The sequence below is a fragment of the Hydrogenophaga sp. 5NK40-0174 genome (assembly GCF_040372165.1).
Classification (GTDB): domain Bacteria; phylum Pseudomonadota; class Gammaproteobacteria; order Burkholderiales; family Burkholderiaceae_C; genus Hydrogenophaga.
In genome coordinates, this window is sequence record NZ_BAABWG010000002.1 from 258,870 (window position 1) to 283,635 (window position 24,766).

General features: G+C 60.8%; 20 protein-coding genes. 16 read left to right on the forward strand and 4 right to left on the reverse strand.

Features of this window, described 5'->3' with window-relative positions:
• The first annotated feature begins 239 nt into the window (after positions 1–239).
• Complete coding sequence (gene purH / locus ABWV89_RS06850) at positions 240–1,838, forward strand: bifunctional phosphoribosylaminoimidazolecarboxamide formyltransferase/IMP cyclohydrolase (RefSeq protein ID WP_353395460.1); 1,599 nt, start codon at positions 240–242, stop codon at positions 1,836–1,838.
• A 195-nt stretch (positions 1,839–2,033) separates the two neighbouring features.
• Here the strand turns inward: purH and hemL are convergent, their stop codons facing one another.
• Positions 2,034–3,332 carry a glutamate-1-semialdehyde 2,1-aminomutase gene (gene hemL / locus ABWV89_RS06855; RefSeq protein WP_353395461.1) on the reverse strand — a complete coding sequence of 433 codons (1,299 nt, stop codon included), beginning with the start codon at positions 3,330–3,332 and terminating at the stop codon, positions 2,034–2,036.
• A gap of 52 nt (positions 3,333–3,384) precedes the next feature.
• Entirely contained in the window at positions 3,385–4,353 is a 969-nt protein-coding gene (gene thiD, locus ABWV89_RS06860; protein WP_353395462.1) for a bifunctional hydroxymethylpyrimidine kinase/phosphomethylpyrimidine kinase, read from the reverse strand.
• 151 nt (positions 4,354–4,504) lie between these two features.
• Between thiD and ABWV89_RS06865 the strand changes: the two genes are divergently transcribed.
• From ABWV89_RS06865 to ABWV89_RS06890, 6 genes are all read left to right on the forward strand, one after another.
• Positions 4,505–4,678: a rubredoxin gene (locus ABWV89_RS06865; protein ID WP_353395463.1), complete on the forward strand. Its 174-nt coding sequence runs from the start codon at positions 4,505–4,507 to the stop codon at positions 4,676–4,678.
• Positions 4,679–4,787: 109 nt separating this feature from the next.
• Positions 4,788–5,183 carry a response regulator gene (locus tag ABWV89_RS06870; RefSeq protein ID WP_353395464.1) on the forward strand — a complete coding sequence of 132 codons (396 nt, stop codon included), beginning with the start codon at positions 4,788–4,790 and terminating at the stop codon, positions 5,181–5,183.
• Positions 5,183–5,548, forward strand: coding sequence for a response regulator transcription factor (locus ABWV89_RS06875; protein WP_353396053.1), 366 nt, complete (start codon positions 5,183–5,185; stop codon positions 5,546–5,548). The genes ABWV89_RS06870 and ABWV89_RS06875 overlap by 1 nt, the downstream gene beginning before the upstream one ends.
• A gap of 40 nt (positions 5,549–5,588) precedes the next feature.
• Entirely contained in the window at positions 5,589–6,113 is a 525-nt protein-coding gene (locus ABWV89_RS06880) for a chemotaxis protein CheW (protein WP_353395465.1), read from the forward strand.
• 116 nt (positions 6,114–6,229) lie between these two features.
• Positions 6,230–8,491, forward strand: coding sequence for a methyl-accepting chemotaxis protein (locus tag ABWV89_RS06885; protein WP_502903165.1), 2,262 nt, complete (start codon positions 6,230–6,232; stop codon positions 8,489–8,491).
• Positions 8,492–8,532: 41 nt separating this feature from the next.
• On the forward strand, positions 8,533–14,835 hold the full coding sequence (locus ABWV89_RS06890; RefSeq protein ID WP_353395466.1) for a hybrid sensor histidine kinase/response regulator: 6,303 nt from the start codon (positions 8,533–8,535) through the stop codon (positions 14,833–14,835).
• Between the two features lie 67 nt (positions 14,836–14,902).
• Here ABWV89_RS06890 and ABWV89_RS06895 read toward each other — a convergent pair whose 3' ends face one another.
• Positions 14,903–16,432: a cryptochrome/photolyase family protein gene (locus ABWV89_RS06895; protein ID WP_353395467.1), complete on the reverse strand. Its 1,530-nt coding sequence runs from the start codon at positions 16,430–16,432 to the stop codon at positions 14,903–14,905.
• A gap of 60 nt (positions 16,433–16,492) precedes the next feature.
• On the opposite strand from ABWV89_RS06895, the gene ABWV89_RS06900 reads away from it, so the two are divergent.
• From ABWV89_RS06900 to ABWV89_RS06940, 9 genes are all read left to right on the forward strand, one after another.
• Positions 16,493–17,095 carry a YqgE/AlgH family protein gene (locus ABWV89_RS06900; protein WP_353395468.1) on the forward strand — a complete coding sequence of 201 codons (603 nt, stop codon included), beginning with the start codon at positions 16,493–16,495 and terminating at the stop codon, positions 17,093–17,095.
• 58 nt (positions 17,096–17,153) lie between these two features.
• Positions 17,154–17,561: a Holliday junction resolvase RuvX gene (ruvX, locus tag ABWV89_RS06905; protein WP_353395469.1), complete on the forward strand. Its 408-nt coding sequence runs from the start codon at positions 17,154–17,156 to the stop codon at positions 17,559–17,561.
• The gene (pyrR, locus tag ABWV89_RS06910; RefSeq protein WP_353395470.1) at positions 17,558–18,076 is read left to right on the forward strand and encodes a bifunctional pyr operon transcriptional regulator/uracil phosphoribosyltransferase PyrR; all 519 of its coding nucleotides are present in this window, start codon (positions 17,558–17,560) and stop codon (positions 18,074–18,076) included. Before ruvX ends, pyrR begins: the two co-directional genes overlap by 4 nt.
• Positions 18,073–19,035, forward strand: a complete 963-nt coding sequence (locus tag ABWV89_RS06915) for an aspartate carbamoyltransferase catalytic subunit (RefSeq protein ID WP_353396055.1) — start codon at positions 18,073–18,075, stop codon at positions 19,033–19,035. Before pyrR ends, ABWV89_RS06915 begins: the two co-directional genes overlap by 4 nt.
• Positions 19,032–20,147 (forward strand): histidinol-phosphate transaminase, encoded by a 1,116-nt coding sequence (gene hisC / locus ABWV89_RS06920; RefSeq protein ID WP_353395471.1) that lies wholly within the window; start codon positions 19,032–19,034, stop codon positions 20,145–20,147. The genes ABWV89_RS06915 and hisC overlap by 4 nt, the downstream gene beginning before the upstream one ends.
• Positions 20,148–20,154: 7 nt before the next feature.
• Positions 20,155–21,483 (forward strand): dihydroorotase, encoded by a 1,329-nt coding sequence (locus ABWV89_RS06925; protein ID WP_353395472.1) that lies wholly within the window; start codon positions 20,155–20,157, stop codon positions 21,481–21,483.
• A gap of 9 nt (positions 21,484–21,492) precedes the next feature.
• Positions 21,493–22,254, forward strand: a complete 762-nt coding sequence (locus ABWV89_RS06930; RefSeq protein WP_353395473.1) for a lysophospholipid acyltransferase family protein — start codon at positions 21,493–21,495, stop codon at positions 22,252–22,254.
• A gap of 37 nt (positions 22,255–22,291) precedes the next feature.
• Positions 22,292–22,711, forward strand: coding sequence for a DUF2946 family protein (locus ABWV89_RS06935; protein ID WP_353395474.1), 420 nt, complete (start codon positions 22,292–22,294; stop codon positions 22,709–22,711).
• A 306-nt stretch (positions 22,712–23,017) separates the two neighbouring features.
• Positions 23,018–23,530 carry a copper chaperone PCu(A)C gene (locus ABWV89_RS06940; protein WP_353395475.1) on the forward strand — a complete coding sequence of 171 codons (513 nt, stop codon included), beginning with the start codon at positions 23,018–23,020 and terminating at the stop codon, positions 23,528–23,530.
• Positions 23,531–23,641: 111 nt separating this feature from the next.
• Here the strand turns inward: ABWV89_RS06940 and ABWV89_RS06945 are convergent, their stop codons facing one another.
• Complete coding sequence (locus ABWV89_RS06945; RefSeq protein WP_353395476.1) at positions 23,642–24,766, reverse strand: ABC transporter ATP-binding protein; 1,125 nt, start codon at positions 24,764–24,766, stop codon at positions 23,642–23,644.

Sequence of the window (24,766 nt, forward strand, 5' to 3'; positions counted from 1 at the left end):
CCGGCGTCGAGCGCCTCGATTGGAGCTGTATTCAGCACCTTCGCACTCGGAAAATAGGTGTTGGCAGGCCCTGGCCCCCAGCGGCGCTACGCGCCACCCCCTCAAGGGGGCGGCACCTGGCGGACCGGCAAAGCCGGATCCTCGGTGCCCTCGTCCAATGAATTGGTCATCGGTACGAGACTTCCTTCCTGACTGATTTTTGACTTCAATTTCTCTCTCGAACCTTTCCAAGAATGACCATGCGAGCACTTCTTTCCGTCTCTGACAAAACCGGTATCGTCGAATTCGCCCAGGCCCTGCACGACCTGGGTGTGAAGCTCATCTCCACTGGCGGTACTGCCAAACTGCTGGCGGATAAAGGCCTGCCTGTGACAGAAGTGGCCGAGGTCACGAATTTCCCGGAGATGCTCGACGGTCGCGTGAAGACCTTGCATCCCAAGGTGCACGGTGGTCTGTTGGCGCGTCGCGAGCTGCCCGAGCACATGGCAGCACTCAAAGAGCACGACATCGACACCATCGACCTGTTGGTGGTCAACCTCTACCCCTTTGAAGCTACCGTGGCCAAAGAAGGTTGCACGCTGGCCGACGCGATTGAGAACATCGACATCGGTGGTCCGGCCATGGTGCGCAGTGCTGCCAAGAACTGGAAAGATGTGGGCGTGGTGACCGACGCCGGTCAGTACGAAGCCGTGATCGCCGAACTGAAGACCGCTGGGAAACTGTCTGACAAACTGCGTTTTGCCCTGTCGGTGGCAGCCTTCAACCGTATTGCTCAGTACGATGGCGCCATCAGTGACTACCTCTCATCCGTGACGTTCGAAGAAGAGAAACTCTCCGAGACCTATGTGCCGGCTCGGAGCCTGTTCCCGGGCCAGTCCAACGGACAGTTCCTCAAGGTGCAGGACCTGCGCTACGGCGAAAACAGCCATCAGCAGGCCGCGTTGTACCGGGATCTCTATCCGGCCCCAGGTGCATTGGTCACAGGTGTGCAGCTGCAGGGCAAAGAGCTCTCTTACAACAACATCGCTGATGCCGATGCCGCCTGGGAATGCGTCAAGAGCTTCGACGCACCTGCTTGCGTGATCGTCAAGCACGCCAATCCCTGCGGAGTGGCTGTGGGCAAAGACGCCCATGAATCCTATGCCAAGGCCTTCCAGACTGACCCTACCAGCGCATTTGGCGGCATCATTGCCTTCAACCGGACGGTCGACAAAGCCGCTGCCGAAGCCGTGGTCAAGCAGTTCGTCGAGGTGCTGATGGCTCCTGACTTCACCGCCGAAGCCCTCGAGATCTTCAAGCCCAAGGTCAACGTTCGTCTGATGAAGATCGAAATGCCGAAAGGTGGTGCCAGCGCCTGGGAGCAAGGCCGCAATGCCATGGATGCCAAGCGCGTCGGTTCCGGCCTGCTGCTGCAGACTGCCGACAACCACGAGCTGGCGCTGGCTGACCTGAAGGTGGTCACCGTCAAGCAGCCAACCCAGGAAGAACTGCAAGACCTGCTCTTCGCCTGGAAAGTGGCCAAATACGTCAAGTCCAATGCCATCGTTTTCTGCAAGAACGGCATGACCATGGGCGTGGGCGCCGGTCAGATGAGTCGTCTCGACTCAGCCCGGATTGCCAGCATCAAGGCCGAAGCCGCCAAGCTCAGCCTGGAAGGCACCGTGGTCGCCAGCGACGCATTCTTCCCGTTCCGTGATGGTCTGGACGTGGTGGTTGATGCCGGCGCAACCTGTGTGGCGCAGCCCGGTGGCTCCATGCGAGATCAGGAAGTCATCGATGCAGCCAACGAGCGTGGTGTGGCCATGGTGTTCACGGGAGTGCGCCACTTCCGGCATTGATTAGCCCACCCCCGCGCCGCACCTGCGGTGCGTCACCCCCTCAAGGGGGCGTCATCTGTGGGCCGGCGGAGCCGGACCCACGCTGACCTCGTAGGGTGGTGTGGTGTGCGAGCTTGGAGGGCGTTCTCCAAAGCAAAAGGCCGGACATATCCGGCCTTTTGCTTTGTTCGGGGAGGAGTCTCTCTTTGGTGTGGTTTACGCCAGCTTCTTGAACACGTCCTTGGCGGCTGCCACGGTGGCGGCGATGTCGTCGTCGGTGTGCGCGCCGCTCACAAAGCCTGCTTCATACAGGGCGGGTGCAATGTATACCCCGCGGTCAAGCAGGCCGTGGAACAAGGTGTTGAACCTGGCGTTGTCTGTGGTCATGACTTTGGCGTAGTTCTGTGGGAGCTCAGGCATCAGGAAGAAGCCGAACATGCCGCCTTCGCAGTCGGCACTGAAAGGAATGCCTGCTTCGTTGGCGGCGGCGGTCAGTCCATCGACCAATGAACGGGTCTTGCGTGTGAGTTCTTCGAAGAAGCCCGGCTTCTGGATCTCGCGCAAGGTGGTCAGGCCGCAAGCGGTGGCCACGGGGTTGCCGCTGAGTGTGCCTGCCTGGTAGACCGGGCCCAAAGGTGCGAGCTGTTCCATCACTTCGCGCTTGGCACCAAAGGCCGCCAGCGGCATGCCGCCGCCAATGACTTTGCCCATCACGGTCATGTCGGGTTCGAAGCCGGGAATCAGCTTGGCGTACACGCCCTGTGCGCTGCCCAGGCCCACGCGGAAGCCGGTCATGACTTCGTCAAAGGCCAGCAAAGCGCCATGCTCGGTGCACAACTCCCGGCAGCGCTTCATGAAAGGCACGCTGGCACGGACGAAGTTCATGTTGCCCGCAATCGGCTCGATGATCAGGCAGGCCACGTCCTTGCCGTGCTGCGCGAATGCTGCCTCGAGTTGTTCGACGTTGTTGTACTCGAGCACGAGGGTGTGCTGCACCACTTCCGGCGGCACGCCTGCGCTGGTAGGGTTGCCGAAGGTGGCCAGGCCGGAGCCGGCCTTGACCAGCAGCGCATCGGCATGCCCGTGGTAGCAGCCTTCGAACTTGATGATGGTTTTGCGCCCGGTGGCACCGCGCGCCAGGCGGATGGTGCTCATGCCCGCTTCGGTGCCGGAGCTGACCAGACGAACCATGTCGATGCTGGGGACTGCCGCGACGATGGCTTCGGCCAGCTCGATCTCCCGCTCGGTCGGTGCGCCGAAAGAGAATCCCTCGATGGCAGCCTTTTGCACCGCTTCCAGCACAGCAGGGTGGCCATGGCCCAGAATCATTGGTCCCCATGAATTGATGTAGTCGATGTAGCGCTGGCCGTTGGCGTCCCAGAAGTAGGCGCCTTCGGCGCGCTCGATAAAACGAGGTGTGCCACCCACTGCCTTGAATGCGCGGACGGGCGAATTGACGCCACCGGGAATCAGGGCTTTGGCGCGTTCGAAGAGTGCTTGGTTGCGGTCGGTCATGGTGTCGTCTTGTGTCAGTGAGGCGCCGGGCTTGGCTGCCGGCCTTCGAAATTCAGGAAGTGCCGCGGGTCTTGTCTTGCGCTGGCGTGTCAATGCCGGCCATGTCGTCAGGTGCATTGGCCAGCTCGGCCTCGGCCGCCTTGAGCGCTTCGGCAGCCAGCTCGACCACCTTTTCATCGTCATGGGCCCAGAACAGCCGGTCTGGCACGGCGTGGCCCATACCTGGCTGGAAGCCGGCGTCAAGGCACTGGTCGAGGTAGGTCAGGGCTTCTGCACTGGCGTTCTGCAAGTCCGTCCCGCCTGCGATCAGTGCTGCCAGTGCGCCAGACAGGGTGTCGCCTGCGCCGTTGAACGTGGCCTCAAACCGTTCATAGCGGGCGCTGGCCAGCAGTGTCTCGGGGGATGACAAGTGGCTTTCCAGGAACTGGTCAGGCGCATTGAAGCCCGTGACCAGCGTGTAGGGCACCCCGTGCACGGCGGCCGCCTGGGCGATATCGCGAGGGCTGGGCGGCTGATCGCTGTCCCAGTCCGGCAGCAGCCAGCGGCTGAGCGTGCTGTGGTTGCCCACCAGCACAGTGGTTTGAGGCAGCAGCAACTCGGCGAAAGCGTCCAGGTACTGGTCGATTTCTACTTCCTCCCACCAGGAGAGGTCCGGCATGTAGGCGACGACGGGCAGTTCCGCGTAGTCGGACGTGATTTCGGCGATGGCGCTGAGATTTTCCGCGTTGCCGGCAAATCCCACCTTGAAGGCCTGCACATGGATGTCTTCCAGGGCGCAGCGCGCCTGGTCCGAGACCGACTCTTCGTCCAGCACGATGAAGTCGTGGACCTTGGTGGTATCCCTGATGTAGCAACCAGTTGTGACCGCCAGCACATGGGCCGAGGCGCTGGCCATTGCCGTGAGGTCGGCACTAAGTCCGCCCGCACCGCTTGGGTCATTGGCGTTGAAGGTCATGACGCACGGCAGTGAAATCTCCTGCTCACTGGCGTCAGCGTCGGTGGGTGTGTTGGGTGCGTCCATTGAGTCGTACTAGCGCAACGAAGTTGTGTGAGCGATACGTTGGTCGATGCGGAAAGCGCCGATAGTGAGAAAAATGTGTGGTTATGGCGCGAATTGATGTGTTGGACGCTCGATACAATGGTTGCATTCTATGTCAATGCCCCCTATAACCATGAGCGAAACGAAGACTTGGATGTGCCTCATTTGTGGCTGGATTTATGACGAAGCCGCAGGTGCGCCGGACGACGGTATTGCGCCTGGAACCCGCTGGGAAGATGTCCCGATGAACTGGACCTGTCCCGAATGCGGCGCGCGCAAGGAAGACTTCGAAATGGTGCAGATTTGACGGATTCAACGACCTCAACCCCGATTGCCGTGACGGCAGGAATGTCTGGCGGTGAGTGTTTGCGTCTGACAGGTCGGCAGTCGCCCAACATGTCAGGAGATTGTCTGCTGTGAGCAACTCAAGTGCACTCAAGGTTCTGGTCGTCGATGACAGCAACACCATTCGACGCAGTGCCGAGATCTTTCTCAAACAGGGTGGGCACGAAGTCATGCTGGCCGAAGACGGGTTTGATGCCCTGGCCAAGATCAACGACTACCAGCCCGACCTGGTTTTTTGCGACATTCTGATGCCACGACTCGATGGCTATCAGACGTGCGCCATCATCAAGCGCAACGATCGCTTCGCAGAACTCCCCGTGGTCATGCTTTCGTCCAAGGACGGTGTCTTTGACAAGGCGCGTGGCCGCATGGTGGGCTCAGAAGAATATTTGACCAAACCTTTCACCAAAGACCAGCTGCTGCAAGCCGTGCAGCAGTTTGGTACGCAAGCATCAGGAGCAGCATGATGGCCATCAAGAACGTATTGATCGTCGACGATTCGAAGACAGAGTTGATGAATTTGTCGGATCTGCTGGGGAAAAATGGCTACAGCGTGCGCACCGCCGAGAATGCGGAAGAGGCCTTTCGTCGGCTCGCAGAGCAAAAGCCGGATTTGATCCTCATGGACGTTGTGATGCCCGGTCAGAATGGATTTCAGCTGACCCGCGCCATCACCAGGGATCCGCTCTATTCGGATATTCCGGTCGTGATTTGCACAAGCAAAAATCAGGAAACCGACAGGGTCTGGGGGATGCGACAAGGCGCTCGTGACTATGTCACCAAGCCTGTCAACGCGGAAGAGCTGATTACCAAGATCCGGGCACTCGGCTGATTCACAGGCACCGACCGGCGTAGCAACCAAATCACCCAGTATGGCAAAACGACAGTCTCTGAAAGAACTACAAGAGCGTCTTGCTCAGCGCCTGACGGCTGCCAAGTCGGAAGCGTCAGCCGCATCCTGGCTGGCGGTTGAAGCCGGAGGTCAGCGTTTTCTTCTGCCGCTGGTGCAGGCGGGTGAGATTTTCCCCTGGTCTGCACTCCAGCGCGTTCCCTATACCAAGCCCTGGTATGCGGGCGTTGCCAATTTGCGCGGCGGGCTTCACGGCGTGGTGGACCTGGCCGGCATGGTTGGCCGCGGTGGCCGATCCACCGAAAGAGTGACTTCCGAAACCCGCCTGGTGAGCCTTCATGCGGCACTGGGCGTGAATGCTGTTTTATGGATTGACAGACTGCTGGGTCTGCGCAACCCCTCCAATTTCTCAAGTCTGGGAGAGCTGCCTGAAGGGGCGCCCTCCTATGTTTCCCGCAACCTGCTTGATGCCGAAGGCGGCAGCTGGCTCGAGCTCAACCTGCAGCTGCTGGTTGACGAGCCGGGCTTTCTGGCGATCGCTGCATGAAGCCGGTTGCACACTCCAAAAACCACTGTCAGGACGTTTGCGCTCTCTGGACGTTGGTGCCCCTCGCGGGCAGCAATGTTTGATTGACGCCGCTATATTTGTTGGAAGGTTAGATCATGGCCACGATTGAACAGAACACGGAAGCCGAAACAAACGATGGCGTAGACGTCAATATTGGTGACAACATTGATTTGAATGCTGCATCCGACGAAGTCACGGAGATGGCAGCGGACAGCCTGGCTCCTCAGGATGCGGGTGCCGACTTCCAGGAAAGCCGGAGCATGATGAACGAGGCCGAACTCGACAGTGCCGAGCTTGGCATGGTGAGTGTGCCTCTGATGGGTCGCAACACCACCCAGAAGCATCAGCGGAACCTGTTCGTTCTGCTGATTGTGGCCCTGGCGATTCTGGCTGCCGTGACGGCCTACGTGTTCAACCAGGTGGAAGCGACCAGTGGTCAGATTGCGGCAACCGGTGACGCGCAGACCCAGTCGCAACGCTTGGCCAAGAGCGTTTCGCAGGCATTGGTGGGTGATGAGGCTGCCTTCAACGACGTGCAGCAATCTGCTGACCTTCTGCTGCGCCAGGCGTCTGCCCTGAAGGATGGCAGCGACACCATTACCGCTCTGGGTGCCAACAACGGAGTGTCGATCAAGGGCATTCACGACATGGCCGCCGACATGCACGAAGAGGCACAGGTAGTGCTGGGCCAGAAGCAGGTGCTGACCAAGGTCGGTACGGCGCTTCGGACCATCAACCGCCAGTCTGCAGACCTGCTGGAAATTGCAGAGACCATCTCTTCCCTGAAGCTGCAGCAAAACGCCCCAGCCTCCGAGATTTCTGCTGCTGGTCAGCTGGTGATGTTGACGCAGCGTATCGGTAAGTCGGCCAACGAATTCCTGACCATGGAAGGCGTGAGCCCCGAGGCCGTGTTCTTGCTGGGCAAGGATTTGAATACCTTCAAGGAAGTTTCAGAAGGCATGCTCGAGGGCAGCGAAGATCTGCGCCTGGCGCCCGCTCGCAATGAGCAGGTCAGAGAGCGTCTGGAAGCCTTGATGAAGCTCTATGAGCAGACGCGTGCCCAGGCCGGCTCCATTCTGGGCAACCTGCAGGGTCTGGTCTCCGCCCGTGAAGCCCAGTCCGACATCGTCGGTGACAGTGAACCGCTGCGCCTGCAGCTGGTCGAGCTTCAGAAGAACCTGACGGACAGCTCCGGCCTCTCCCTGGTCGAAGCACTGGCACTGGCAGCGGCCTCCATTCTGGTGCTGCTCGCCGGTATCGGTCTGGGTTACGTTCAGCTCCAGGATTCGAAAGCTCGCGCACTGGTGGCTGAGCGAGAGCGAAAGTCTGCCGAGGAACAGCAGCAGGAAGCCAAGCGCGTCAACGACGCCAACCAGGCCGCCATTTTGCGACTGATGAACGAATTGCAGTCGGTTGCTGAAGGTGACCTGACGCAAGAAGCAACGGTGACGGAAGACATCACGGGCGCTATCGCTGACTCGGTGAACTACACGGTGGAGGAGCTTCGCTCTCTGGTGGGTAACGTTCAGTCGACGGCTACCAAGGTGGCGCAGACGACGGCAGCGGTGGAAAACACCTCTACCGAACTGCTGGCGGCATCTACCGAGCAGCTGCGAGAGATTCGCGAAACCGGTCAGTCTGTGCTGGACATGGCGCAGCGAATCAACCAGGTGTCCGGACAAGCTGAAGAGTCCGCCCAGGTGGCCCGTCAGTCGCTGCAGGCAGCCGAGTCCGGTCTGCAAGCTGTGCAGAACGCCATCGGCGGTATGAACTCCATTCGCGACCAGATTCAGGAAACCTCGAAGCGAATCAAGCGTCTGGGTGAATCGTCCCAGGAGATTGGTGAGATTACCGAGCTGATTTCCGACATTACGGAACAGACGAACGTGCTGGCTCTGAACGCTGCCATTCAGGCGGCGTCAGCCGGTGAGGCAGGCCGAGGCTTCTCGGTGGTTGCGGAAGAGGTGCAGCGTCTGGCTGAACGTTCAGCCGACGCAACGCGACAGATTGCGGCACTCGTGAAAACCATTCAGACCGACACGCAGGATGCGGTGGCCGCTATGGAGCGTTCCACGCAAGGTGTGGTTGAAGGAGCAAAGCTGTCAGACAACGCAGGTACTGCCCTGACCGAGATTGACCAGGTGTCGCGCCGACTCGCTGACCTGATTGAGCAGATTTCGTCTTCTGCTTCCAAAGAAGCTGAATCCGCCAACGAGGTGGCTGGCAACATCCAGCACATTTTTGCGGTGACGGAACAAACAGGTGAAGGTACCCGCTCCACGGCGCAGCAGGTGCGTGAGCTGTCCGCCATGGCTGAGGAGCTGCGTCAATCGGTCTCCCGATTCCGTATTGCTTGAAACCAGGGAACGCCAACATCGCCAACCAACAGGCAAACACCATGCTTGACACCACTCCGGGCAGTCTGCAAGCGGATATGCCTCATGCCGATCTCGGGCCTCTGGCCTGGGTGTTCGAAGAGCTTCGCAAATCGCTGGAGTCGGCGAACAAGGCCATCAAACGGTTTGTTCGGGAGTCCGAGGCATCCCGCCAGAGCGAAGACGTCGAGGCCGTCGATCCTTCATCCCTGCGCATGGCGCGCCAGCAGCTGCACCAGTCCGTGGGTGCACTGGAGATGGTCGGCCTGGGCGCCCCCGCGCAAGTCGTCAGGGCCATGGAGTCCGCCGTTGGGCGCTTCGTGCAAAAGCCCCAGACATGCGACGATGCTGCAGCAGAGAAAGTCGAGAAGGCCAGCTTTGCCCTGATCGAGTACCTCGAAGCCACACTCAACAACAAAAAGGTCCATCCTGCCGCTTTGTTCACCCAGTACAGGGATGTGCAGGAAGTAGCCGGGGCTGAACGTGTTCACCCCGCAGACCTCTGGCCATTTGAGCAGCGCAATCTGGAAGTGGCAGCGCCCGAGAGCCAGTCCCCACTGAAGCCGGAAGCCAAGCTCCGCTCCCTGTTCGACAGGCTGGTCCTGCTGGTCATCAAGACGGCAAGTCCCGCTGGTGCGCAGCAGCTGGTCCGTGTCTCGGCCAACCTGTCTGCCGGAGCCCCAACGCCCCGGGCCGCCTCGTTCTGGCGTGTAGCCGCCGGATATTTCGAGGCACTGGGCGCAGGCCTGTTGCCGGCAGATGTGTATGTCAAGCGAGCGGCTTCACGCATCCTGCTGCAGTTTGCTTCATTTGTGCAAGGCCAGAATCAGGTCTCCGAGACCTTGATGCATGACTTGCTGTTTTTCTGTTCGCTGGCCACGCCCAAAGACGACAGCACGCCGCATCTTTCTGCCGTGCGCGAAGCCTATGGCCTCAAGTCCGATTCAGTCGACTACACCAAGGCGACGCTGGGCCGGTACGATCCCGCAGTTCTGGCGCAGGCACGCAAACGCATCAACGCAGCCAAGGAGTCTTGGTCGCTCTTCTCCGGTGGAGACAAGACCCGGTCACGCCAAGTGCTTGACCAGTTTGGCCTGATTGGCGAATCGCTGCTCAAGCTGCACCCCGCCAGCTCCAGACTGTCGCAGTCCCTGGTCAAGGCCGTGGACCAGTCCGTCAAGAGTGACACCGGCGTGAGCCCGGAACTGTCGATGGAAGTGGCCACCACAACGCTCTACCTGGAAGCGGCATTCGAAGATTTCGATCCCAACGATACCGAGCTGGCGTTGCGCACGAATGGTTTGGCCGAACGCCTCGAAGCCGTGATGGCCGGGCAGGCTGCCAAGCCGCTCGAGCCATGGATGGAGGAGTTGTACCGCCGCGTGAGCGACCGTCAGACGATGGGCAGCGTGGTGGCAGAGCTCAAGGTGTCGATGGCAGAGGCCGAGAAGTCACTCGACCAGTTCTTCCGCGCTCCGGTGGAGAAGGCTGGGCTTCACGTTGCCATCTCGCAGCTGCAGCAGATGAAGGGCGTTCTGTCCGTGCTCGGACTCGATCATGCCGTTCATGCTGTCGGGCACATGCGCCAGGTGGTCGAATCCATCATGGCCGACGAAAGCGACGAGCAGCTCGCCGCACGTACCGAGCAGCTCGGCGGCAACCTCAGCGCATTGAGCTTCCTGGTGGACATGCTGAGCTATCAGCCAGCGTTGGCCAAGAAGCTGTTCACATTTGACGAATCGACGGGCGAGCTCAAGGCCTTGATGGGCCGGGTCAGCTCCAGCGGTTCGCCGCGGCAACTGGCTGACGCAGATGCCAAAGCCATCAGCGACGGCGTGAAGAAGGTTGTCAGCGATGTCGAAGAAGGGTCCGACCTTGGCTTTGTCAGCTCCCAGCTGGACTCTTTGGCCGAGCAGGCAAGTCTCGCCGAGCAGCCGGCCGTTGCCAAGGCTGCCCGCGATGCATCGGAAGCGCTGGTCAGCAAGGATGCAAGCGCTGGTGCCGCTGCGCTGGTCGGACTGTCGCAGGCCTCAGAGTCGAAAGCGCCCGCTGCGGCAGCCGCACCTGCGGCGGACGATGATGATGACGATGACCTGCTGGACATCTTCCTTGAAGAAGCCAGGGAGGTGGTGGTCAGTGGCAAGGAAGCCATCAGCTCATTGCGAGACCAGCTCGACGATCTCGACAACATGACCACGCTGCGCCGGTCCTTCCATACGCTCAAGGGCAGTTCACGCATGGTGGGCCTGGAAGAGTTCGGCGAAGCTGCATGGGCGCTGGAGCAGGTGCTCAACGAGGCATTGGCCGAGCAGAAGCCTGCGCATGTGGGCATGCTCGATCTGTCCGAAGACGCCATGACCGCCTTTGGGCAATGGGTGGAAGATGTGGCCGCCAAGCAGGCCGATGGATGGCGTTCGAAGCCATTCAAGGACAGCGCGAAAGCCTGGCGTGAGAATGCTGAGGTGGTGCCTCTCAACTTTGGGGACAGCATCAATTCCCGCTTGTCGGAACTGGCCGAGCTGCCTTCCGAGCCTGCGCCGCTTGTCACGGACATCGACCTCGGCGCGCTCGCCGAAGTGTCTGAGACCGTGCAGACTGCCCCCACGGGTGAAGCGGATGCACCGGAGCCCATCGCTCCTTCCATTTTCGACGACATCTCTCTGGACCTTGATCTTCCCGATGCTGGCGCGCCTGCGGCAGAAGCGCCCGCACAGGATGAAGGAGGTACACCGGCCTCGCAGTTTGGCGTGATGCCCGACATTGACCTGTCGCAACCTGCACCTCTGAGTGAAGAGAGCGACAGTGGCCTGGGCATTGACCTGGATCTGGACGCTCTGCCCAACCTGCCGGAAGTCAAGGGTTTTGAGGCGACCCGACCGTTCGAAGATGCTGCCAAGTCGCTCGATGAACTGCCCCAGGAAGATCTCCTGCCAACCCTGGATGCCGGGGAAGTGATCGATCTTGGCGCGGCCGAGCCGGCTGCAGAAGAAGAGACACCCCAAGACGAAACTCCGGCAGACGATGCGCCGGCAGCGGACGCGCCGATCATCGTGGACAACGACTTGTCGGATGACCAGGTCAAGGTGATCGGCCCGCTGCGAGTGGGGATCAAGCTCTACAACGTCTATCTGAATGAGGCAGACGAGTGGTCGCGCAAGTTGAACGACCGGCTGACCGAATGGGGGCTTGAGCGGCACGAACCACTGCCTTCACAGGCGGAGGCACTGGCCCATTCGCTGGCTGGCAGTTCTGCCACCGTCGGTTTTCAGCCTCTTTCCGATATCTCCAGGGCTTTGGAGCACGCGCTCGAGGCCGTCAAGCTGCATCAGGAAGAAGGCAATCAGGTCACTGAGGCGCAAGCGGCGACTTTCGTCGAAGCTTCGGAAGAGATTCGCAGGCTGCTGCATCAGTTTGCCGCCGGCTTCTACAAGGACTTCTCCCCAGAGTTGATGGAGAAGCTTCAGGCCATTGTCCATTCACCAGCAGGTGAGACTCTGGACAGCGACTCGGCGCAAGAGCAAGACGCTGGTGTGGATGCCGTGGTGATCTCCAGCACGGATGAGAAGGCCGAGGTGGAAGCGGTTGAGGCCGGCCTGCCGGAGCTGCCTGAATCCACGGAGGAAGTGGAGCTCACGGCCGAGCCAGAGGCGCAGGCCGAAGAGTCTGCAGACATGTCTGCGCAGGACGATGCGCGGGCCGCTGCCGGTTCTGACTCTGCGGCCGACGACGAGAACGAGCCGGAAGCAGAAACAGAAACAGAAACAGAAACAGAAACAGAAACAGAAACAGAAACTCCAGAGCCCGCTCTACCGGAAGGCGTTGTGGCGGCGTCGGCTCTTGGTGCTGTATCGCCTGTGCTGGCCTCGCTGCCATCGGCAGAAGGTGCCAGCGCTGCGCAGGATGTCGATGACGACATCGACGAAGTCGATATGGTCGATGCCGACCTGTTCCCGATTTTCGAGGAAGAGGCGCTGGAGCTGTTGCCTCAGCTGGGTGCTGCCTTGCGCCAGTGGCGCAGCAGACCTGAAGACGCGAGTGCACGTTCCGAAGTGCTGCGTCACCTTCACACGCTCAAGGGCAGTGCTCGTCTTGCCGGTGCCCTGCGTCTGGGCGAGATGGTTCACCGCATGGAAACCGATGCGGAGCGGCTGGGCTCAGACGTCCAGGATGGCAACCTCATCGAGCCACTGCAGACCTCGTTTGATGCGATCGAAATGCGCTTTGAGGCCTTGCGCAATCCTGGCGAGCAAGCCGATGGCATGGTTCAGGTCGCGCCGGAGCAAGGCACGACGGAATCCGCCACGGTCTCTGTGGACACCGATGCGGAGATCTCTGCAGAGAGTGCTGTGGAGGAAACGCCTGCTGCCGAATCTTCCGTCCCGGCGCCTGCAGCCAGCACTGGCGGCCTTCAGGGACTTGAGCTTCCGAAGGCCCCGACGCAGGCGCAGGTCAAGTCCAGCGCTGCGGTGCGCGTCCGTCCCGATTTGCTTGATCGCATGATGATGCAAACGGGTGAGGTCATGATCAGCCGTTCGCGCATGGAAGGCGAACTCGTTACTCTGCGAGGCTCGCTCAAGGACCTGACAGGCAACCTGGACAGACTTCGCCAGCAGTTGCGTGATGTGGAGCTGCAGGCCGAGACCCAGATGCAGTCACGTCTGGCCCAGGCCAAGGATGCGAACCTCGCGTTTGACCCGCTGGAGTTTGACCGTTTCACTCGCGTGCAGGAACTGACACGCATGATGGCCGAGTCGGTCAACGACGTGGCCACTGTGCAGCGAAACCTCCAGCGAGCGGTGGAATCCACTGAAGACAACCTGGTGGCCCAGGCCCGTCAGACCCGCGAGCTGCAAGGTGACCTGCTGCGTACGCGAATGGTGGAGTTCGAAGGCATTTCGGAACGCCTGTACCGCGTCGTCCGGCAGGCATCCAAAGAAACAGGCAAGCTGGTTCGCCTGGATATCACCGGCGGTAACATCGAAATGGACCGCGGTGTCCTGGACCGTATGACCGCGGCGTTCGAGCACCTGCTGCGCAATTGCGTGGTCCACGGAATCGAGATGCCTGAGGCCCGCAAGGCGGCAGGCAAGGCCCCCGAAGGACAGATCAACATTCGGCTGCATCAGGAGCTCAACGATGTGTCCGTGGTCTTCGAAGACGATGGCGCAGGCATCAACCTGGCACGACTCAAGGCCAAGGCCATCGAGCAAGGGCTGATCGATGCTTCTGCCAGACTGTCCGACGACGAAGCCACGCAGCTCATGTACCAGTCCGGCATGAGTACGGCAGACGAAGTCTCCGCGCTGGCCGGTCGTGGTGTGGGCATGGATGTGGTCCGTAACGACGTGATTGCACTGGGTGGCCGAATCGAAACCCACACGCAGCGGGACAAGGGAACCAGCTTCAAGCTCGTGCTGCCGCTGACCACTGCGGTGACGCAGGTGGTGATGGTGCGTGCGGGCAACCTCACGTTTGGTGTTCCTTCCAACCTGGTTCAGGTGGTCCGCCGTGTCACGGCAGACGATCTTGCCGCGGCCTATCGCAGTGGAACCATGGACGTCGACGGCAATGAAGTGCCGTTCCACTGGGCGGGAGCATTGCTGCAGTCGTCGGCACAGTCTCAGGAAATGGCGGGCAAAACGTTGCCGGTGATCATCTTCCGAAGTGCTGCACAACGCGCATCGGTTCACGTGGACGAAGTTCTGGGCAACCAGGAAGTGGTGGTCAAGAACCTTGGCCCACAGCTCTCACGTCTGCCGGGTCTGGCGGGCATGACCATTCTGGCCTCGGGTGCCGTTGCACTGATCTACAACCCTGTGGCGCTGGCCACGGTGTATGGTGAACAGGCTCGCGAGTGGGTGCAGGAAACGCTGGCATCTGCGGAGCAACTGGCAGCCCAGACCGGTGGTGGCGAACAAGCCGTTTTGCCGGACGTCACGGTGCCCAGCGTGCCGCTGGTACTGGTGGTGGACGACTCGATCACTGTGCGTCGTGTTACACAGCGCCTGCTCAAGCGCGAAGGCTATCGGGTGTCGCTGGCTGCCGACGGTCTCCAGGCGCTGGAGCGCTTGCAGGAAGAGCGGCCCACGGTTGTGCTGTCCGACATCGAGATGCCTCGCATGGATGGCTTCGATCTGGTTCGCAACATCCGCTCCGATGCGGCCATTGCGAATCTGCCGGTGATCATGATCACTTCCCGCATCGCAGAGAAGCACCGCGAGCACGCTCGTGAACTGGGTGTTGATCATTACCTTGGCAAGCCGTATTCCGAAGACGAACTGCTGAGCCTGATTGCACACTACGCCAAGGAAAGCGCCGAATCCTGAGGGACTTTCAGGTGCTGACTAAGAAGGAAGGGGGCATGCGTTGCCCCCTTTTTCTTTGATGCAGCCATCAAGGCGTCTTTCCGGGATTCTTGACAACAGCGTACCGGCGCAGTGTCTTCTCGCGTGCCTCGGTGTGGTCGACCATGGGTTTGGGGTAGTCACGGCCCAGAGTTACACCCGCCGCCTCCAGTTCGATTTCGCTGGCTTTCCAAGGGGCATGGATCAGGTTGTCAGGCAATGAGGCCAGCGCTGGCAGGTAACGCCTGATGAACTTCCCGTGGGGATCGAACTTTTCACTCTGGCTGACAGGGTTGAAAATCCGGAAGTAGGGCTGGGCGTCGCATCCGCTTGAACTCGCCCATTGCCAGCCACCATTGTTGGAAGCCAGATCGAAATCGATCAGGTGGTCGGCAAAGTACTGTTCACCCCATCGCCAGTGCAACCCAAGGTCCTTGACCAGAAAGCTGGCGACGACCATTCGCAAACGGTTGTGCATGTAGCCGGTCTGGTTGATCTGGGCCATGGCAGCGTCGACCAGCGGATAACCGGTCCTGCCCTGCCGCCAGGCATCGAAAAGTGCAGTGGCGTGCTTGCCATGTTCGAAGCGGATGTGGTCGTATTCGGGCTTGAAGGCCTTCGTCACCACATGCGGGTAATTGGCCAGGATCTGGTGATAGAAGTCGCGCCAGATGAGCTCCGACAACCAGGTGCTGGCGCCCTCGAACCCTTGCAGGTGCAGTGGATAGGCAGCCGCCACTGCCTGCCTGACCGAGAGGGTGCCAAAGCGCAAATGAACACCCAGATAGCTCGGGCCCTTGATGGCAGGGTAGTCTCGCGCCTCATGGTAGTGCTCGATGCGGTCCATGAAGCTGGACAGCAGCGCTGTTGCGCCGTCGGCACCGGGCTGGACCTTGAGGCTTGCCAGCCCGCTGTCAGTGAAGTCAAGGTCCGAGAGACGAGGCACCGCGCCAAGCCAGGCGCCGTCCACCCGCTCGGGCAAAGCAGCCAGGGACGCCCCGTAACGCTTGCACGGATAGGCTTTGAACTGATACTCAGTCAGCCCATTCAGCCAGGCCTTCTTGTACGGCGTGAAAACGCCATAGGGGTGCCCAGCCTGCGTCAGCACTTCCCGGCGCTCGAAGATCACATGGTCTTTGTAGCCCTTGAGCAGTATGCCTGCATGGGCCAGCTCGCCCAGCGCCCGGGCATCCCTGGATTTGGCAGCCGGGTCGTCGTCGTGATTGCAGAAAACAGCCTGAACACCCAGCCGGGTCGCCACCTTGGTGATTGAGGCTACAGCCTCGCCGTGCAGGACAATCAGTCCCACGCCGGGACGACCGGCATCCTCGCCCCACTGGGCCAGGGTCTGGTTCAGGTGTACCAGAGACTCCCGGATGAACTCGACCCGTCTGTCCGCTTCCAGCCCGCGGTCCAGCAGCGGATCCAGAATATCGGTGTCAAACACGAAGACGCACCAAACCTTCTTGCAGGCTTTGAGCGCCTGGTAGAGCGCCGCGTTGTCATGGCAGCGCAAATCCCGGCGAAACCACATCAGGCCGGCATCATAGACAACGTTGGATTCAGCTCGATCTGGCATAAGGCAGGGTTTCGGGCTTGCCGCATCGGAAGGTCACTGCAAGCCGCTTAGAATTGGAACATGTCTGATGATTTTGCCCCGACCAACCTGACCAATCACTTCCTGATTGCGATGCCCGGTCTGAGCGACGAGCTTTTTGCCAAAAGTGTCGTGTTCCTTTGCGAGCACAGCGAGAGAGGAGCCTTGGGCCTCATCATCAACAAGCCCAGCACGCTCCTCCTGCCCGACCTGTTCGAGAAGATCGACCTGGAGCTCGGCCGCGAGGATCTGGCTGATCTGCCGGTTTACCAGGGTGGGCCGGTCCAGACAGAGCGCGGATTTGTGCTTCATGAGGCCATCAAGAGCCCGGATGCCGAGGCTGAGGATGAGTCGGTCTATTCATCAACGCTCGAAGTCCCTGACGGCCTGGAGCTGACCACATCCAAGGACATCCTGGAATCCATGGCCACCGGCGGCGGGCCGCAGCAGGTCTTTGTCACCTTGGGGTATTCGTCCTGGGGCAAAGGGCAGCTGGAGTCTGAAATCACGGAGAACAGCTGGCTGACAGTGCCGGCAGACAGGGCCATCATTTTTGATACGCCTGTCGAGGAACGCTACAACAAGGCTCTGGGCCTCCTGGGACTGCAGCCCTGGATGATTGCTCCTGACGCGGGGCACGCATGAGCCAGGTGTTCCTGGAGTTCCTCCGCAAGCCTGTCCGCGCAGGTGCCCGGAGGGCGATGTGAAAGGCCGTCCGGTCCCAGACGGGGCACAGACCTTCCTGGCGTTTGATTTCGGGCTCAAACGCACCGGTGTGGCCAGTGGAAATCGGCTCACGCGCACGGCTACCCCCATGAAAACCCTGCAGGCAGAAGGCAAACTTCGCATGGAGAAGGCGACAGCGCTGATCCGTGAATGGGAGCCCGACGCCGTGGTGGTGGGGGTGCCGTTGCATCCGGACGGTGCTCCGCACGAAAATACCCGCAGGGCGCAGAAATTTGCCCGGCAGCTGGAGGCAGCCTGCGGCAAGACCGTCTACCAGGTGGACGAACGCTATACGACCACCGAAGCGATCAGTGGTGGTGCTGCCGACGCTGATGCAGCGGCAGCCTGCATCATTCTTGAACAGTTTCTCAGGAGTTTGTCTTGACCGAACCGAAGGCCGCGCCGGATGCCAAGGCGCTTTACCAGACGCTCAAGCAGCAATTGGCGGAGCACATGCAAGCTGTTGCAGAGCCGGTCCGCCTGGTTGGCATCGCCAGTGGTGGTGCCTGGCTGGCCGATCGACTGCAAAAGGATCTGGGGCTGGAGGGAGAGGCTGGCGTGATTTCATCGTCCATGCATCGAGATGACTTCGCCAAGCGTGGCCTGGCCAGCAGCTCGCAAACCCGTCTGCCGTTCGATGTCAATGGTGCCCACGTGATGTTGATCGATGATGTGCTCTACACCGGACGGACCATCCGCGCCGTCCTCAATGAGCTGTTCGACTTTGGCCGGCCGTCGAGTGTTCAACTGGCCGTGCTGGTCTCTCGTGAAGGCCGGCAATTGCCGGTGGAAGCGAATCTGGCGGCGTTGCGCGACTCGTTCCCTTCGGCTCGGTCTCTGGAACTCAAACAGACCGATAGCGGAGATCTGGAATTCGTGCTGGAAAACAAGGAATCCTGACCGTGGCCTACAACCCTCAACTGAACAAGAATGGCGAGCTGATTCACTTGCTTTCGACGGAAGGCCTGAGTCGCAGCATCCTCACCCATATCCTGGACACGGCCACCAACTTCGTCAGTGTCAATGACCGGGAGGTCAAGAAAGTCCCCCTGCTCAGAGGCAAGAGCGTGTTCAACCTGTTCTTCGAGAACAGCACGCGCACGCGCACCACATTTGACATTGCCGCTACCCGCCTGTCTGCCGACGTCTACACGCTCGACATTGCGAGAAGTTCTACCGCCAAGGGCGAATCGCTGCTGGACACGATTGCCAACCTCTCGGCGATGGCTGCCGACATCTTTGTCGTGCGCCACGGCGAGAGCGGCGCGCCTTACCTGATCGCACAGAATGTCGCGCCCCACGTTCACGTGGTCAATGCGGGGGATGGTCGGCATGCCCACCCGACCCAAGGCCTGCTGGACATGTACACCATCCGGCACTACAAGAAGGACTTCACCAATCTCTCGGTGGCCATCGTCGGCGATGTGGTGCACTCTCGGGTTGCCCGTTCGGACATTCATGCCCTGACCACGCTGGGTTGCCCGGATGTGCGCGTGGTGGGCCCCAGGACACTGGTGCCTTCCGACCTGTCGCACATGGGCGTGCGGGTCTGCAACACGCTGGAAGAGGGTATCAAGGATTGTGATGTCGTCATCACGCTTCGCCTGCAGAACGAACGCATGAGTGGTGCGTTGTTGCCATCGAGCGAAGAGTACTTCAAGAACTTCGGAATCACCGAGGAGCGCATGCAATGGGCCAAGCCCGACGCCATTCTCATGCATCCCGGTCCCATCAACCGAGGGGTTGAAATCGATTCCGATGTGGCCGATGGAAAGCAGAGTGTGATCCTCTCGCAAGTGACCTTTGGCATTGCGGTTCGCATGGCGGTGCTGAGCATCGTGGCCGGTAACGAAGCATGAACCCGAACGAGTCCGGTGACCGTCTTTCTCGCTTGTGCAGCCCTGCCGTGCGCAAGCTGCACGGCTATGTGCCGGGCGAGCAACCGCAGGGAAGCGGTTGGGTCAAACTCAATACCAACGAGTGCCCCTACCCGCCATCCGATGCAGTGCTCGATGCGATCAAAGGTGCTGCAGATGAAGGGCTGAGGCGCTACCCTGACCCTGAAGCGACAGCGCTGAGAGCGTCCATCGCCACCGCACACGACCTGACCCAGGATCATGTGTTTGTGGGCAATGGCTCGGACGAAGTGCTGGCCTTGGCCTTCATGGCCTTTCTGCGGCAGGACAAGCCCATCCTTTTTCCTGATGTCACCTACAGCTTCTACCCGGTCTATTGCGACTTGTTCGGAGTGGCGCATGAGACAGTGCCGCTGGACGATGCTTTTGGCCTGCGGGTGAGCGACTACGCAAGGCCCAACGGAGGCATTGTGTTCCCGAACCCGAACGCACCAACCGGCCGCGCGCTGTCATTGGCGGATGTACGGCGCTTGCTCGAAAGCAACCGTTCGTCGGTTGTCATCGTTGACGAAGCCTATGTCGAGTTTGGTGCGGATTCGGCTGCCAGCCTGATTGGCGAGTTCGAGCAACTGCTGGTCGTGCGGACGCTTTCCAAGTCACATGCGCTCGCGGGATTGCGTGTTGGCTTTGCCATGGGGCAGCCTTCGCTGATTGAAGCTTTGCGCCTGGTCAAGGACAGCTTCAACTCCTATCCGCTGGACCGTCTGGCGCAGGCTGGTGCGATGGCAGCGATAGAGGACAAAGCCTACTTTGCCGACGTATGCCGCAAGGTGATGGAAAGTCGCTCCTGGCTGGTGGCTGCGCTGAACTCGCTGGGTTTCGATTGCGTGCCGTCGATGGCCAATTTCATTCTCGCCAGTCATGCCAAACGGCCGGCAGCTGCCTTGCTGGCAGACCTGCGCGACCGACGAATCCTGGTTCGCCACCTGTCTCACCCCAGAGTGAGCAACCATCTGCGCATTTCTGTGGGCACCCAGGCCGAGTGCGAGCAATTGGTCAATGCCTTGAACGACATCCTTCAGAAAGAACAAGCTGGCATGAAGGCCGGCAGGTAATCAAGCCATGAAGATTCTGATTCAAAACGGTCGGGTGATGGATCCGGCAAGCGGACGTGACGAGATGGCTGATGTGGCCATCGCAGCTGGGCGCATCATCGCCATCGGAGGCGTGAACGACGACTTCCAGCCCAACCGGACCATTGATGCCAGCGGTTTGGTCGTGGCGCCAGGCCTGGTGGATCTGGCTGTGCGCCTGCGCGAGCCAGGCGAGGAGCATGCCGGCATGCTCGAGTCCGAAATGGCGGCTGCGGTGGCCGGTGGCGTCACCTCACTGGTCTGTCCGCCTGATACCGACCCCGTTCTGGACGAGCCGGGACTGGTGGACATGCTCAAGTTCCGCGCTGAAAAGCTGCACCAGTCCCGGGTGTTCCCGCTGGGTGCGCTCACCCGTGGCCTCAAAGGAGAAGTGCTCACCGAGATGGCCGAACTCACCGAGTCGGGCTGCATTGGATTCGGGCAGGCCGAAGTGCCGGTGCTGAACATTCAGGTGCTGCAACGGGCCATGCAGTACGCCGCCACCTATGGCTACACGATCTGGCTGCGCCCGCAGGACTACTGGCTGGGCCAGGGGGTGGCGGCCAGCGGCGCGCTGGCCACCCGTCTGGGTCTTTCGGGCGTTCCGGTGGCCGCTGAGACCATTGCGCTCTACACGATCTTCGCCTTGCTCCGGTCGGTCCACCGCACCGGGGCAGAGCGGTCTGCCAAGATCCACCTGTGCAGGATCAGCAGTGCGGCAGGCCTTGAGATGGTTCGCCAGGCCAAGGCAGAAGGACTGCCCGTGACCTGCGATGTGAGCATGCACAACCTGCACCTGACCGATGTGGACATCGGCTTCTATGACAGTCGCATGCGCCTGCAGCCACCGGTGCGCCAGCAAGCCGATCGCACGGCGTTGCGTGCCGGCCTGGCCGACGGCACCATTGATGCGCTGGTCTCAGACCACTTCCCTGTAGAGGCCGAAGCCAAAACGCGCCCGTTTGCCGAGGCCGAGCCAGGCGCCACGGGGCTCGAGTTGCTCCTGGGGCAGGCCTGCAAGTGGGCGCAGCAAGATGGCCTTGGCCTCATGCAGGCGCTGACCGTACTCACGGCAGGCCCTCAGTCGGTGTTGGGCGACAGTCTGGGCACGCTTCAGCACAGCGTGGGCGCGCTCACCGTGGGCGGTCAGGCGGACATTTGTGTGTTCGATCCGAACGGCAGCTGGCGTGTCGAGCCCGCTGCATTGCGAAGTCAGGGTGTACACACACCGTTTGAAGGTCACGAGATGCCTGCCAGTGTCAAGGCAACACTGGTGGCAGGCCAGATGGCCTTCGAAGCCTCCGGCACCGGTCGTTGAGGCTTTCACGTGCGTGGACCCTCCATTCCGGGCGCCCTGTGGCGTGCCTTGCGGGCTGTCGGGCACGTGATCCGAGGTCTCTGGATCATCTGGCGCCAGTTTGACCACATCACTGCGCAGGCCCGGGTTGAGCATGTGCGCCGTTGGTCGCAACAGATGCTGGCCATTCTGGGTGTCCAGCTGGTGGTCAAGGGGAACGTCCCTGCCAAAGGTCCATGTCTGGTGGTGTCCAACCACATCTCCTGGCTCGATATCCTGGTACTCAATGCGGCACAGCCTTTGCGGTTTGTCTCAAAGGCAGATGTGCGGCACTGGCCCGTCCTGGGGGCCTTGGTGACAGGCGCAGGTACGCTTTATATCGAGCGAGAGCGGAGACGTGACGCCATGCGGGTGGTGCATCACATGGCAGAGGGCTTGAAGAACGGTGACTTGATCGCCGTCTTTCCCGAAGGCACCACGGGCGACGGTCGCGAGCTTCTCCCCTTTCATGGCAACCTGATTCAAGCGGCCATTGCCGTGCACGCGCCGATTCTGCCTGTCTCACTGAGTTTCATGGATGGGCGCACCGGCGGACACAGCGACGCACCGGCTTATGTGGGCGATGATCATCTGGTGGGGTCGGTCTGGAGAACGCTGCGGGATGGTGCTGTTCAAGCGGTTGTGCATTTCGGGACGGCTGAGTACGCAGACGGCAGAGACCGTCGCGTCTGGGCTCATGACTTGCGCGAAGTGGTGGCCAGCTTGCGTGAGCCACGGGCGGCCAAAAGCTGAACCGGGTTGCTTCAGTATTTGCTGATACACTGAAAACATGCACTCGTTTCGCTCCCATCGACGCCTTGGCGGCTGGCTGGTACTCCTGGCCATGCTCTGGGGCGTGCTGTCGCCGTTGCTGGCGCAGGCTGCGGTGGACAGCGATCGCAGTGCAGGCCTGGACCGCATAGAGATCTGCACGGCCACCGGCATGACCTGGATTCAACTGACCGTTGCGGACACTGCACCGGGCGCTGCATCCGAAGAGTCATCGGGTGGTCAGGTCGCCAGCAGCATGGGGTCCTGCGTCTGGTGCCTGATCCATGGCGGGGCAGCAGCGCTGCCTGCGGCCACCGGTGCTTCAGCCCATTTGGGAGTGGCTGAAGTCATCCAGCATGACGCCTTCCTGGTTTTGCCCATTCGCCAGCAGGCATGGGCACGGTTGCCGTCTCGCGCACCACCCACCGCCTCATTCTGAGGCTCGTGTCCTGCACGCCTTGAACGCAAACGCTCATTGAGCGTGCGGTATCGAGGCGCTTCTCCTCCCTCATTCCGAACGGCACTGCCTCGCACTGTCCTGCTGACGCCGGATACAGAGGCATGGTGCGATGTGGCCTGCATCCGGATCTCACAGTGGCAATGCGAGACCTTCCCCAACAGCTTGTTGCTTGGGTTGCCAGCTTTGCATTCAAACCTGTTTTCCATTGGGCCTTTTCAATGGCCTGTCTTTCCTCTCTTTCCTCTCTTTCCTCATTCACTTCAAGCATATCCAAAGGAAATCACCATGAAGAAGACGTCTCAACTGTTCAAACATTCGCTGGCTGCCTCCTTGCTGGCACTCACTGCATCCGCATGGGCGCAGGGCAGTGTCGAGATCAGTGACCCGTGGGTTCGAGCCACTGTTCCGCAGCAGATGGCTACCGGCGCATTCATGCAGATCACCAGCCCTGCGGGTGGCAAATTGATCAAAGCATCCTCGCCAGTCGCTGGTGTGGTGGAGGTTCATGAAATGTCCATGGACAACGGCGTCATGAAGATGCGTGCGCTCGCTGACGGACTGGAACTGCCCGCTGGAAAGGCGGTCGAGCTCAAGCCTGGTGGCTATCACGTGATGCTGATGGATCTCAAGCAGCAAGTGAAAGTGGGCGACGAAGTTCCCCTGACGCTGACCTTCGAGGGCCCTGACGGCAAGACCACCGAGCAAAACCTCCAGGCACCCGTTCGTGCGATGAATGCCGGAGGCAAGCAGATGAAGAAGCACGACATGAAGCAGCACATGCACCACGGCAGCAACTGATCGCAACCGCGGTACGAGAAATTTGCTTGCCGGTTTGAGGTGCGTGCCGCGCTACCTCTCCGTGCACCGTCGGCATGCCGGCGGCCCTGACCACGGAGAGGGGCTTGTGATTCAGGTCTGGACGACTTGATCTGATCGGCGGCTCGCGGGGGCTGGCGCCGCATTGGCCGAGCTGCCGCGCTCGAATGTGACGATGTGGCTCACATCCGGACGAATGCCGATCCAGCTGCCCAGGGTTGGGTCATCGTGCGAGGGCAGCTGGGCCAGCAGCACCTCGCCGCTGGACAGGCGCAAGCTGCACAGGAAGAACGAGCCACGAAAGGCTTTGCGGACCACTTGCGCCTTGATGGCGGCGTGTGGCTCGTAGACGATGTCGTCAGCGCGCAGCAGGACGTCGCAAAGCCCGTCAGGGAATGCGTCGGGCAGGGGGCACTCCTCGTGGCCATGCAGCTCGCCCAATGGCGTGAGAATGGCCACCGCACCTTCCTTTTGCACAATCTGGGCCGGCGCAAAAACGCCGTGCCCTATGAACTCGGCCACAAACCGGGTGGCAGGGCGGTGGTAGAGGGTGTAGGCGTCATCCCACTGGTGCATCCTGCCCGCATGCATGACGCCGATGCGATCACCTATGGCAAATGCCTCTGCCTGATCATGTGTCACGAACAGGGCCGTGGCGCCGGCTGCCTTGAGAATGCCGCGCAATTCGTGCGCCAGGCGCTCACGCAGGTCCACGTCCAGGTTGGAAAACGGCTCGTCCAGCAAAAGCAATGCGGGCGCCGGCGCCAATGCCCTGGCCAGTGCCACACGTTGCTGCTGTCCGCCAGAGAGTTCGTGCGGGTAGCGGTCCTGCATGCCAGAGAGGCCGACGAGGTCAAGCATCTCGGCCACGCGTCTGGACTGCTCCGTCCGGCTCTTCCCGTGAATGCCAAATGCCACGTTGCGGCCAACACTCAGGTGAGGAAACAGGGCGTAGTCCTGAAACACCATGCCGATGCGCCGCTTTTCTGCAGGTACGTGGTCCTGGTCGCCGCTGACCACCTGCCCCTTGAGGGAAATGCTGCCAGCGCTGGCTCGCTCCAGACCTGCCACAGCACGCAGCAAGGTCGTTTTGCCACAGCCTGATGGACCGATGAGAACACCGATCTCGCCGTCTTGCAGACCAAGCGATACGCCATCCACGGCAGCTTTGGTCTGGCCGGGATAGTACACGCTGAGCTGGGCAACCTGGAGAAACAT